The sequence below is a fragment of the Acidiphilium sp. PM genome, assembly GCF_000219295.1.
Lineage (GTDB): Bacteria > Pseudomonadota > Alphaproteobacteria > Acetobacterales > Acetobacteraceae > Acidiphilium > Acidiphilium multivorum.
Genome location: NZ_AFPR01000169.1, coordinates 1 through 11,628 on the forward strand (window position 1 = coordinate 1; position 11,628 = coordinate 11,628).

At 68.8% G+C, this 11,628-nt stretch carries 10 protein-coding genes and 2 pseudogenes; 10 read left to right on the forward strand and 2 right to left on the reverse strand.

Annotated elements, in window-relative coordinates:
• Together APM_RS08260 and APM_RS08265 are read right to left on the reverse strand one after the other, a co-directional pair.
• Nucleotides 1-348, reverse strand: a pseudogene (locus tag APM_RS08260) (hypothetical protein); the annotation flags it as partial.
• A complete protein-coding gene (locus tag APM_RS08265; RefSeq protein WP_011941672.1) occupies nucleotides 345-1,289 on the reverse strand; it encodes a LysR substrate-binding domain-containing protein in 945 nt (314 codons plus the stop codon). The gene APM_RS08265 and the pseudogene APM_RS08260, both read right to left, overlap by 4 nt.
• 157 nt (nucleotides 1,290-1,446) lie before the next feature.
• On the opposite strand from APM_RS08265, the gene APM_RS08270 reads away from it, so the two are divergent.
• The 10 genes and pseudogenes from APM_RS08270 to APM_RS08315 all read left to right on the forward strand — a co-directional run.
• Nucleotides 1,447-1,806, forward strand: a complete 360-nt coding sequence (locus tag APM_RS08270; RefSeq protein ID WP_007422910.1) for a DUF883 family protein — start codon at nucleotides 1,447-1,449, stop codon at nucleotides 1,804-1,806.
• Nucleotides 1,807-1,836: 30 nt separating this feature from the next.
• Entirely contained in the window at nucleotides 1,837-2,253 is a 417-nt protein-coding gene (locus APM_RS08275) for a hypothetical protein (RefSeq protein ID WP_007422911.1), read from the forward strand.
• Nucleotides 2,254-2,347: 94 nt separating this feature from the next.
• On the forward strand, nucleotides 2,348-3,205 hold the full coding sequence (gene mreC, locus APM_RS08280) for a rod shape-determining protein MreC (protein WP_007422912.1): 858 nt from the start codon (nucleotides 2,348-2,350) through the stop codon (nucleotides 3,203-3,205).
• A gap of 19 nt (nucleotides 3,206-3,224) precedes the next feature.
• Nucleotides 3,225-3,752, forward strand: a complete 528-nt coding sequence (locus APM_RS08285) for a hypothetical protein (protein ID WP_007422913.1) — start codon at nucleotides 3,225-3,227, stop codon at nucleotides 3,750-3,752.
• Nucleotides 3,753-3,759: 7 nt separating this feature from the next.
• Nucleotides 3,760-5,640 (forward strand): penicillin-binding protein 2, encoded by a 1,881-nt coding sequence (gene mrdA / locus APM_RS08290; RefSeq protein ID WP_007422914.1) that lies wholly within the window; start codon nucleotides 3,760-3,762, stop codon nucleotides 5,638-5,640.
• On the forward strand, nucleotides 5,637-6,797 hold the full coding sequence (gene rodA / locus APM_RS08295; protein WP_007422915.1) for a rod shape-determining protein RodA: 1,161 nt from the start codon (nucleotides 5,637-5,639) through the stop codon (nucleotides 6,795-6,797). The genes mrdA and rodA overlap by 4 nt, the downstream gene beginning before the upstream one ends.
• 206 nt (nucleotides 6,798-7,003) lie before the next feature.
• Nucleotides 7,004-8,233: an NO-inducible flavohemoprotein gene (gene hmpA / locus APM_RS08300; RefSeq protein WP_007422916.1), complete on the forward strand. Its 1,230-nt coding sequence runs from the start codon at nucleotides 7,004-7,006 to the stop codon at nucleotides 8,231-8,233.
• 94 nt (nucleotides 8,234-8,327) lie between these two features.
• Nucleotides 8,328-9,296: a cyclase family protein gene (locus APM_RS08305; protein ID WP_007422917.1), complete on the forward strand. Its 969-nt coding sequence runs from the start codon at nucleotides 8,328-8,330 to the stop codon at nucleotides 9,294-9,296.
• Between the two features lie 10 nt (nucleotides 9,297-9,306).
• Nucleotides 9,307-10,953 (forward strand): class I adenylate-forming enzyme family protein, encoded by a 1,647-nt coding sequence (locus tag APM_RS08310; RefSeq protein WP_007422918.1) that lies wholly within the window; start codon nucleotides 9,307-9,309, stop codon nucleotides 10,951-10,953.
• 68 nt (nucleotides 10,954-11,021) lie between these two features.
• Nucleotides 11,022-11,628: pseudogene (locus tag APM_RS08315) on the forward strand (hypothetical protein); the annotation flags it as partial.

Consider the following 11,628-nt stretch of genomic DNA (forward strand, 5'->3'; position numbering starts at 1 on the left):
CGCCTCGAGCCCGAAGCGGCGCAGCGCGTTGACCACGAGCTGGCCGTCGCGGTGGCGGCTCGCCAGCATGTAGGCCGTCGGCGCATCCGCCGGGCGGCGCAGGGCGTGCATCGCCGCGGGCATCGAGGGCAGGCATTCGTGCCAGCAGGCGACGATCGCCGGCGCGCCGCCGCGGAGGACGTCGATGAAGGTATCGGCATCGATCCGCCAGCGCGTCGTCCGCAGGCTGAAGCCGAGGGCGGCGCCGACCATCGCGCCGATCCTGGCCTGGATGGCGGGCGACTGGGTGCGGGACTTGAAGGCGCGGATCATCGCGGTGGCGGTAGCACCTGCCGGGGCGTGCGTCATCCTTGTGCCGGGGCATGGGTGCAGGGCGGCCGGTTCGCGGCAAGCTGGCCGGCGAGATCGCGGAAGGCCGCCTCGCGAGGGTCCGATGCCCGCCAGGCCAGCACGATCGTGCGGCCCGCATCCGGATCGTCGAGCCGGCGGCAGACGACGAGGTCGCGCAGCTCCGGGCGGGCGGAGACGGCGAGTTCCGGCAGCAGGGAATAGCCCTCGCCGGCGGCGATCATCTGCCATAGCGTTTCAAGCCCGGTGGCGTGGCGCGTCACCGGCTTCGCGTCGCACAGCGACAGCGCGTGGTCGCGCAGGCAATGGCCCTCTTCCAGCAGCAGGAGGTCCTGCGTCGGCAGGTCGTCGAGCACCAGCCGGCGCAGTCCGGCGAGCGCGTGTCCGGGCGGGGCGGCGAGCTGGAATGGCTCGAAGAAGAGCGGCGCGGTGCTGAAATGTCCGCGTGGCACGGGGGCGGCGAGCAGCACCATGTCGAGCGCGCCCTCGGCGAGGCGGTCGAGCAGGCGCGCGGTGCGTCCCTCGGCGAGGCGGAGCGACAGCCCCGGCCGCGTTGCGCGCAGCAGCCGGAGCACGAAGGGGAGATAATAGGGCCCGAGCGTCTCGATCGCGCCGAGGCCGACCGTGCCGGCGAGCCCCTGCGGCTGTTCATGCGAAAGGCTGAGCAGATGTCGCGCTTCGGCCATCACCCGTTCGATCTGGGCCAGCAGCGTGACGCCGGCCGAGGTCAGCGTCACCCGGCGGCGGGTCCGCTCGAACAGGGTGACGCCGAGAATGGCCTCGAGCTTGCGGATCTGCTCGGACAGCGCCGGCTGGGACACGCCGCAGCGTTCCGCCGCCTGGCCGAAATGACGGAGTTCGGCGACGGCCTGGGCATATTCGAGATCGCGGAGCGAGAGCCCGGCGAGGGATCGGGGCAGGTCGGGGTGCGGAGACGCCATCGCGGTCATGTAATCGCAATTTCCGAATGACGGAAGCTTGAGTATCGAGATTGCCTATCGGGAGCCGGACGAGTCCGGCCTGGCCGCTTGAAGCGCCCGGCGCGGCTTCCCATTCCTGAATCATCGATCACGTCGAATAGCGCGAAAGGAGGCCGGGATGGCGGACTGGAATGCAAGGCGGAAAGAGGCGGCGGACATGCTGGGAAGCGAATTCGGCCGCTTCCAGCACGAGTTCGACGATCTGCGCACCAGGCTGGGCCGCCTTGCCGGCGAGGCCGCGCGCGATTTCGGCGACGGACCGCAGAAGCTGACGGAACTGCGCGGCGCGCTCGATGGCCGGCTGGCGGTGATCGAGCGCGAACTCGATGCGCTGAGCCGCGACCTGCGCCTGCAGGGCGGGGCGGTGACCGGGCGGATCGGGCAGTCGGTGCGGGAGAAGCCGCTGGCGGCGCTGGCCGTCGCCGCCGGGCTCGGGTTCGTCGCGGCGCATCTGTTTCGCCGGCGCCGCGCGCGGTGACCCGCGTGCCGCCCCCGGCGGGGCGCTGACGTGCTGCGCTTCCTGACCGAACTCTTCTTCGACGGCGCGACCATGCGGCGGCTCGGCCTGAGGGTCGGGCTCGGCGTTGCTGCCGTCGTCGTGCTGCTGATCGGGCTGGTGTTCCTGCTCGTCGCCGCCGAACAGGCGGTGGCCGCGGCGATCGGTCCGGTTTACGCGCCGTTCGTGTTCGCCGGAGCCTGTGTTCTGCTCTCCGCCCTGCTGTATGGGATCGGCACCTATGCCTGGCGCAGCCGGCCGCGGCCGCTCGCCGCCGCGGCGCGGGCCGGGGTGGTGCGCGAGGGGTTGGCGGTGTTCGCCGCGCTGTTGCGGCGTGAGCCGGCGAGACTGGTCTTCGCCGGGCTCGTTCTCGGGGCGCTGGCCGAATACCTGCAAAAACGCGAGGACAAACCCGACGAAAATTCGTGATTCGCGGGGAAAGGGAAAACCCGTTCTTGGACTCGGGCCGCGATTGGCGTAAGACGATCCGCATCGTATCCCTTTGCTAAGCGGAGCTTGCCGCATGCTGCGGCTGTCCATGCCTGTCAGAACAGCTCTCTCGCGGCTGACTCTTCCCGTGATGCTGATGATGTCGCTTGCGCTGGTTCTGGCCGGGCGGGCGGATCGCCGTCTCGGCGTGTTCCTCCGCACCCAGGTCGATGACGCGCTTGCGCCGCTCTACCGGGCCGCGGCGGCGCCTGTCCGCGCGGTCGAGACCGATCGCGGCGCGGTCGGCACATGGTTCGACCTGCGCGCGCGGAACGCGGCGCTGCGGGTCCAGAATCACGAATTGCGGCGGTGGCGGGCCGTCGCCCTGGCGCTCGAGGCGCAGAACGAGGCGCTGAAATCCCAGTTGCACTATGTGCCGACGCCGACGCCGAGCTTCTTCACCGCCCGCGTCATTGCCGATCTCGGCGGGCTTTATGCGCGTTCGGTGATGGTGACGCTGCCGCGCCACCCCGGCGATGTCCGCGACGCGGTGGCCATGGACGGCGCCGGCGTGGTCGGCCGGGTGATCGAGGCCGGGTCGCGTTCCGCCCGCGTCCTGCTGATCACCGACCTGAACAGCAAGGTGCCCGTCGCGATCGGGCGGGACGGCGAGCGGGCGATCATGGTCGGGCAGAATACCGCGTCGCCGCGGCTGCTGTACTGGACGCCGGGAAAGCCGCCGCGCGAGGGGGCGATCGTGCTGACCAGCGCCGTCGGCGGCATTTTCCCGAACGGGCTGCCGGTCGGCATCGTCCATTACGCCGGACGGAACGACCCGGAGGTGGTGCCGTTCGCCCGGCTCGACAGTCTGCGGGTCCTGCGCATTTTCGAGTACGGCACCGGCGGCTCGACCGATGTGGCGTCCAACGCAACGATCGCCAAGGCGCGGTGACCCGAAGGCGGGTCCATCGATGATCGACTTCATGGATCTCTGGCGCGCGCTCGACCGGGCGGCGCGCCACATGCTGCCGACCGCGGCGATCGTCGTGGTGATGGTGCTGCTGGCCCTGCCGGGGCTGCTGCCGGCCCAGGCGGAACTGCGCGCCGGGTTCGTCATGTCGTCGGTATTCTTCTGGACGCTGTATCGCCCCGGCGCGTTGCCGGCGCCGGTGGTCGCGCTGATCGGCGTCCTGCTCGGGCTGCTGGGCAACGTGCCGCTCGGCGTCTGGTCGGTCCTGCTGCTGCTGGAACAGGCGGCGGTGGGAATGTCCCGCCGCCTCCTGCTCAGGCAGGGTTTCATGCTGGTCTGGCTGGCCTTCGCCGGCTGCGTCGCGATTGTCGTCGCACTGGAATGGGTGATCCGCGCGACGCTCGATCTCACGCTGCTGCCCATCGCGCCCGCGCTGATGGAGGCGGGGATCAGCATTCTGTTCTATCCGCTGGTGGCGGTGCCGCTGTCGCGCGCGCATGCCGGCCCGGCCGCGCCGGAACAGGCCTGAGGCGGGCATGAAGCGCGAACGCCAGTTGCGGCCGATCTTCACCCGCCGGGCCCTGCTGCTCGGGGCGGCGGAACTCGGCGTGTTCGGCCTGCTCGGCCTGCGGCTGTATCGGATGCAGGTGCTGGAGCATGGACGATACGCCACGCTGGCCAAGCACAACTCGATCAACGAACGCCTGGTCGCCCCGTTGCGCGGGCTGATCACCGATCGCTACGGCACCGTCCTCGCCGGCAACAAGCGGCACTGGCGGGCGATGTTCATGATGATCGAGGCGCCGGACCCGCGGGCGGTGGTCGAGCGGTTTTCGCGCATCGTCGGCCTCGATGCGGGCGAAACCGCCCGGATCATGCGCGATCTGGTCGGAAAGCCGCATTACATCCCGTTGCTTCTGAAAGATTATCTCGACTGGAACGACATGGCGCGGATCGAGGTGAACGCGACCGATCTGCCGGGGGTGTTCGTCGATGTCGGCGCATCGCGGGTCTATCCGTTCGGCGCGCAGCTGGCTCATCTCATCGGCTATGTCGCCCGCCCCACCCAGAAGGAAGCCGCCTCCGATCCCGTTCTCGCGCTGCCGGGGATGCGGATCGGCCGCGCCGGCGTCGAGCGGGTGCGCGACGACGTGCTGCGGGGGACGCCCGGGATCGTGCAGACCGAGGTGAACGTGCACGGATCGGTCGTCCGCGTGCTCGACCGCGACAACGGGGTGCAGGGCCGGACGGTGCAGACCACGCTCGACGCCGGGCTGCAGACGATCGCGGCGCAGCGGTTGAGCGGGCAGTCCGGCGCGGCCGTGATGATCGATACGATCAACGGCGAGCTCCTCGCCATGGCGAGCCAGCCGAGTTTCGATCCGTCGCTCTTCGACACGGGCGTTCCCGAATCGGTGTGGAAATCCTGGATGTCGGACCCGCGCCACCCGATGAGCGACCGGGCGACCAGGGGGCTTTACGCGCCCGGCTCGACCTTCAAGCCCTGCGCCGCGCTCGCGGCGCTGCAATGCGGCGCGATCACGCCGGACACGACCTTCTTCTGTCCCGGCTATCTCAAGCTCGGCGATCATGTCTTCTACTGCTGGGATCATTACGGCCACGGCCATGTCAACGTGGTCAGCGCCCTGCAGCAGAGTTGCGACGTGTTCTTCTATCACGTCGCCCTGGCGGTCGGGATCGACCGGATCGCGGCGATGGGGCGGCGCCTCGGGCTGATCGGCAAGCTGCCGCTGGGGTTGCCCGCCGTCTCCGAGGGGTTTCTGCCGACGACCGCCTGGGCGCGGAAGCGCCGGCTGGTCTGGACCAAGGGCAACACCGTCATCCAGGGGATCGGGCAGGGCTATACCCAGGTGACGCCGCTTGGCCTTGCGACCATGACGGCGCGGATCGCCACCGGGCGGGCGGTGGAGCCGCATATCGCGCGCGGGATCGGGCATGATCTGCTGCACGAGGACATGCCGGATCGCTGGCCGCATCTCGGCCTTGACGAGCGTGGCCTTGCCGCGGTCCGCCAGGGCATGTTCGATGTGGTGAACACGCCGAAGGGCACGGGCTATGCCTCGCGCCTCGCCCTGCCGGGCGTGTTCATGGCGGGCAAGACCGGCACGGCACAGGTGCACGACAATACCCAGGCCGAGGAAAAGGCCAATCTGGACGACGCGACGCTGCCCTGGAAGTTCCGGCCCAACGCCTTCTTCATCGCCTTTGCGCCCGTGCACGCCCCCCGCGTCGCCGTGGCGGTGGCGGTCGAGCACGGCAACGAGGGCGCGTCGGCATCGGCGCCGATCGCCCGTGACCTGGTCACCGCCGCATTGACCCGGGACCTGACCGCGGCACCGCCGGGAACCGTGATCGAGGCGCCGCAGGCGAAGCTCGTCGGGGAGGGGCCGGCATGAACACGCTGCTGACCGACAAGACCTACAAGCCCTATTACGAGCGCGGCACCGGCATCGCCGCCAAGCTGCTGCGGGTGAACTGGCTGTTCGTTCTCGCATGCTGCGCGGTGGCGGGGATCGGCTATGCGGCGCTCTATTCGGCGGCCGGCGGCCACGGCCAGCCCTATGCCACGCCGCAGATCGAGCGTTTCTTCGCCGCGCTGATCATGATGATCGCGATCGCGATGGTCGATATCCGGCTGATCGCGAAACTCGCCTGGCCGCTTTACGGGGTGGGCGTGCTGCTGCTGGTCGCGGTTTGGAAATTCGGCCATGTGGGGCTTGGCGCCAAGCGCTGGCTCGACCTCGGTGGCGTGCACGTGCAGCCCTCCGAGCTGATGAAGCTGTTCCTCGCCATGGCGCTGGCATCGTGGTTCCACCGGGCCAGCCACGAACGGGTCGGCAATCCGCTCTTCCTCATCCCCCCGGCGCTCGCGATCCTTGTTCCCGCCGGGCTGATCCTCAAGGAACCCAATCTCGGCACCGCCGTGATCACCATGAGCATCGGCGGCGCGGTGATGCTCGGCGCCGGCGTGCGCTGGTGGAAATTCGCGATCGTGATCGGGCTCGTCGCGGTCATCGCGCCCTTCGCCTATCATCACCTGCACGGCTACCAGAAGGAACGGATCCTCACCTTCCTCCATCCCGGGCGCGATCCGCTCGGTGCGGGGTACAACATCATCCAGTCGAAGATCGCGCTCGGCTCGGGCGGCATGTGGGGGCAGGGGTTCCTGCACGGCTCGCAGAACCAGCTCAACTTCCTGCCCGAGAAACAGACCGATTTCGTCTTCACCATCATCGCCGAGGAATTCGGCTTCGCCGGGTCGCTCGTGCTGGTGTCCATCCTGCTCTCGATGGTGGCGATGGCGACCTATACGGCCCTGCGCTGCGGGCACCAGTTCGGCCGGCTGGTGGCGCTCGGCATCTCGACGAACCTGTTCCTCTACTGTTTCGTCAATCTCGCGATGGTGATGGGCCTCATCCCGGTGGGGGGCGTGCCGCTGCCGCTGGTCTCCTATGGCGGCTCGGCGCTGACCGCGGTGATGCTGGCATTCGGCGTTCTCATGTCGGTGCACGTGCATCGCGACGTCGAGTTCGAGACCGCCGACGCCGATTAGGCCGCGCCCGAAGGCCGCGCGGCCGGATGGCTTCCTGAATCGAAAATGCGTTGCTCACGCGCGGGCCGGCCTGTCGAGGCCGGGTCGCGCATGGGTGGTTCTCAAAACAGGTATTGGTAATACCGAATTCGGTTCCGCATAAAACCTGCACCGAAAATACACCTTTAAGACGGTAACCATCCTCCGGCTGCAGAAAGAGATTGCCCATGCCCGCTCCGCTTTCCAACCGCACGATTGCCCTGATCAAGGCCACGGTGCCCGCGCTCGACCAGCACGGCCTTGCCATTACCCGCCGGATGTACGAGCTGATGTTCCGCAACCCGGCGATCGCCGAGCTGTTCAACCAGTCGCATCAGGATGCGGCCGGCGCGCAGCCGAAGGCGCTGGCCGGCGCCGTGCTGGCCTATGCGCGGCATATCGACAATCTCGCGCCGATGGCCGGCGCGGTCGAGCGGATCGCGCAGAAGCATGTCGCGCTGAACATCCTGCCCGAGCATTATCCGCATGTGGCGACCGCGCTGCTCGCCGCGATCGGCGACGTGCTGGGCGATGCGGCGAGTGCCGAGATCCTCGCCGCCTGGGGCGAGGCCTACTGGTTCCTCGCCGAGCTGCTGATCGGCCGCGAGGCCGCGATCTATCGCGATCTCGCCGCCGCGCCGGGCGGCTGGAACGGCTGGCGGGATTTCGCGGTCGAGGAGGTCGTGGAAGAAAGCAGCGTCATTCGGTCGTTCACGCTGGTGCCGGCCGATGGCGGGACGGTGGTGCGCCATCGCCCCGGCCAGTATCTCGGCTTCGCCTTCGACCTGCCGGGCACCGGCAAGCAGCGGCGCAATTATTCGATTTCCTGCGCGCCGAACGACCGTGCCTATCGCATCAGCGTCAAGCGCGAGAAGATGGGCCGGATCTCCAACTGGCTGCACGATCACGCCGTGCCCGGCACCATCCTGCGCGTGGCCGCGCCGGCGGGCGACTTCTTCCTCGATCCCGCGTCGACGGCACCGGTCGCCCTGGTCAGCGGCGGCGTCGGCCTCACGCCGATGGTCAGCATGCTGGAGACCATCGTGGCGGCGTCGCCGGAGCGGCCGACCTTCTGGGTGCATGGCGCGCTGAACGGCCGCGTCCACGCCATGCGCGAGCATGTCCGCGCGCTGGAGGCGCGGGCGCCCGGCGTCTCGACCGCGACGTTCTACGCCGAGCCCGCCGAGGAGGACCGGCCGGGCATCGACTACGATCGCGAAGGGCTCGTCACCGCCGCCTTCCTGCACGCGCACGTGCCGGCGGACACGGTGTTCCATGTCTGCGGTCCGAAGCCCTTCATGCGCGCGGTGATCGGCGGGCTCGCCGGGCTCGGCGTGCCGGAAGAGCGGCTGCGCTTCGAGTTCTTCGGCCCGGCGGACGAACATCCGGCCGCGGTGTTCCAGACGGAAACAGCCTGAGCCCGGCAGTCTCGCTGCCTCTTGTGCCGCCCGGATGCGCGTTGCAGGATGCGCCCGGGCGGCAACGATCCGCCCCATCATGGAGGAAACGAAGATGGCCGGATCACTGCGCGCCGAGATTCCCGTCACCGAACTGCTGAAGGACGATCCGAAGAACTGGGGCCGCTGGGGGCCGGACGACGAGGTCGGCGGCCTCAACTTTCTCACCAGCCAGGAGGTGCTGCGCGGCGTGCAGTCGGTGAAGCAGGGCAAGACCTTCACCCTGCAGATCCAGATGTGCCACCCCAAGGGCGACCCGGTCTGGCCCGGCCGCAAGGACCCGGTGCGGATCAACGTGATGGACAAGGGCCATTACATGTGCGGCAAGGGGCCGGTCTTCCCCGGCCACGCCGAATACGCCGACGACGTGCTGTTCATGTATCTCCAGGGCTCGACGCAGTATGACGCGCTCGGCCATGTCTGGTGCGACGACACGCTCTACAACGGCTATGACGCGCGCACCACCGCGGGCGGCATGACCAAGGCCAGCGTGCTGCCGATCGCCGAGCGCGGCATCGTCGGCCGCGGCATCCTGATCGACATGGCCCGCCATCGCGGCAAGCCCTGGCTGGAACGCGCCGAGACCTTCACCCACGAAGACCTCATGGCGGCGGCCGAGAAGCAGGGCACGAAGATCGAGAAGCACGACATCCTGATCATCCGCACCGGCTGGATCGGCTCCTACTACAAGCGCGAGAAGGACGAGTTCTACAAGGATTTCATGGAGCCGGGCCTGACCTACTCGAAGGAACTGGTGAAATGGTTCCACGAGATGGAGATTCCCAATCTCGTCACCGACACGATCGCCAACGAGATCACCGCCGACCCGGTCTCCGGCGTGGTGCTGCCGCTGCACAACGCGCTGATGCGCAATCTCGGCGTCACCTTCACCGAGATCGCCGCCCTCGACGACCTCGCCGATGATTGCGCGAAGGACGGGCAGTGGACCTTCCTCTACACCGCCGCACCGCTCAAGGTCGTCAACGGCACCGGCGCGCCGGTGAACCCCGTCGTGATCAAGTAAGGACGCCTGGATGAGCATCTACGACGAGAAACCCTGGCTCGCGCTCTACGACGCGGGCCAGCCCGCCGAGATCGTGCCCGAGTTCACCGATGCGCTGGCGATGTTCCGCGCCGCCGTGGCGCGGGCGCCGCAGGCGCCGGCCATTCTCTATTTCGACGGCCGGATCAGCTATGCCGAGCTCGACCGGCTGAGCGACGGTCTGGCCGGCTATCTCGCGGCGCACGGCTTCGGCGCGGGCGACCGGCTGGCGGTCTACCTGCAGAACGTGCCGCAATTCGTCATCGCCATTCTCGGCGCCTGGAAGGCGGGGGGAATCGCGGTGGCGGTGAACCCGATGAACCGGGCGCGGGAGATCGGCATCCTGTTCGCCGACTGCACGCCGAAGGCGGTCGTCTGCCACGACACCACCTTCGAGGAGACGGTGGGCGCGCTGGAGCCGGGCCTGCGGCCGCAGATCGTGCTGACCACCTCGGCGCTCGCCTTCCAGACCCGCAACGACAGGCGCCTCTTCGCCGCGACGCAGCGCGTGGCCTGCGCCGGCACGGTCGATTTCGAGGCGGCGATCGCGGCGGGCGGGGCGCTGCCGCCGGCGCCATCCTACAAGCCGGACGACATCGCCTTCCTCGTCTACACCTCGGGGACGACCGGCGTGCCCAAGGGGGCGATGAACACCCACGGCAACGTCACCTTCAACGCCCAGACCTATCGCGACTGGATCGGGCTGGGCGAGGGCGCGCCGATCCTCGGCATCGCGCCGCTGTTCCACATCACCGGGCTGATCGGCCATATCGCCGCCGCCTTCATCACCGCCTCCCCGCTGATCCTCGCCTATCGCTTCGAGCCGGGCGTGATGCTCGACGCGATCGAGGAACACAAGGCGGCCTTCACCATCGGCGCCATCACCGCCTTCATCGCGATGATGAACCATCCGGACGCGGCCCCCGCCAAGCTCGCCTCGATGACCAGGATCTACTCCGGCGGCGCGCCGATTCCGCCCAGCGTGGTCACCGCCTTCCGCGAGACGTTCGGCCATTACATCCATAACGGCTACGGGCTGACCGAGACCAACTCGCCCACGCATGTCGTGCCGCTCTCGCGCGAGGCGCCGGTCGATCCGGCCTCGGGCGCGCTGTCGATCGGGGTGCCGGCCTACAACACCATCTCCTGGATCTGCGACGACGAGGGGCGGGAACTGCCGGTGGGCGAGGTCGGCGAGATCGTCAGCCAGGGGCCGATGATCGTGCCGGGCTACTGGAACAAGCCGGACAAGACCGCCGAGGCGATCCGCAACGGCCGGTTCCATACCGGCGATGTCGGCTTCATGGACAAGGACGGCTGGTTCTACCTGGTCGACCGCAAGAAGGACATGATCAACGCCGCCGGCTACAAGGTCTGGCCGCGCGAGGTGGAGGACGTGCTCTATACCCATCCCGCCGTGCGCGAGGCGGCGGTGGTGGGTGTCGCCGACTCCTATCGCGGCGAGACGGTGAAGGCCGTGATCAGCCTGCGGCCCGGCACCAGCGCGACACAGGAGGAGATCATCGCCTTCTGCAAGGAGCGCATGGCCGCCTACAAATATCCCCGCACGGTGGAGATCATCGACGACCTGCCCAAGACCGTGACCGGCAAGATCCTGCGCCGCGAACTTCGCGGTTAAGGCGAAATTCCCCGGTTGAACTACTTTAGGTAGAATAATATCATGCCGCCCTTACCTTGGAGGGCGGCATGTCGGGCACGTTCCAGATTATCGGGCCGGATGCGATCGGGCTGATCGACGGGTTGGCGCTGTCCTCGGTTGCGGGCGTGCCGCCTTGCGGCTTCACGCTGGGCGGGCTGGCGGCGGGGGCCCCGGCGAGCGTCACCCTGTCGGGTGCCTACGCATTTTCCGCCAGCAGCGCGGGCGGGGCGACGGTTGCACTGGGCAGCAACGCGATCACCATCAGCGGCACCGCAACGCAGGTGAACGATGCGCTGGCGAGCCTCGCCATCGGCGCCTCGGCGAGCGGGACCGGCACGCTCGGCGTCAGCGCCACGAGCGGCGGGACGACGCTGGCGACGACCATCGCGGTGCAGGCCCTTGCCGATTCGCCGCCCGCCTTCGTCGCGCCGCCGGCGAGTCTGCCGCTCACCGCCGGCGTCGCGCAGACGCTCGGCCTCGCCATCGCCGACGATCCGGCCGCGCTGCTGGCGGGCTTCGGGCTGGCCGCCGAGACGCTCGCGGTCAGCCTGATCGCGAGTTCGGGGGCACTGCTGCTCGATGCCGCGGCCCATAACGATGTCGGCGTTGCCGGGAACGGCACCGGCACGCTGGTGCTCACCGCCGCGTCCGGCG

Bases quoted from the DNA above. Each gene is read 5' to 3' on its own strand.
- APM_RS08265 (WP_011941672.1), bottom strand. From the start codon at position 1,289: ATGGCGTCTCCGCACCCCGACCTGCCCCGATCCCTCGCCGGGCTCTCG.
- APM_RS08270 (WP_007422910.1), top strand. From the start codon at position 1,447: ATGGCGGACTGGAATGCAAGGCGGAAAGAGGCGGCGGACATGCTGGGA.
- mreC (WP_007422912.1), top strand. From the start codon at position 2,348: ATGCTGCGGCTGTCCATGCCTGTCAGAACAGCTCTCTCGCGGCTGACT.
- APM_RS08285 (WP_007422913.1), top strand. From the start codon at position 3,225: ATGATCGACTTCATGGATCTCTGGCGCGCGCTCGACCGGGCGGCGCGC.
- mrdA (WP_007422914.1), top strand. From the start codon at position 3,760: ATGAAGCGCGAACGCCAGTTGCGGCCGATCTTCACCCGCCGGGCCCTG.
- rodA (WP_007422915.1), top strand. From the start codon at position 5,637: ATGAACACGCTGCTGACCGACAAGACCTACAAGCCCTATTACGAGCGC.
- hmpA (WP_007422916.1), top strand. From the start codon at position 7,004: ATGCCCGCTCCGCTTTCCAACCGCACGATTGCCCTGATCAAGGCCACG.
- APM_RS08305 (WP_007422917.1), top strand. From the start codon at position 8,328: ATGGCCGGATCACTGCGCGCCGAGATTCCCGTCACCGAACTGCTGAAG.
- APM_RS08310 (WP_007422918.1), top strand. From the start codon at position 9,307: ATGAGCATCTACGACGAGAAACCCTGGCTCGCGCTCTACGACGCGGGC.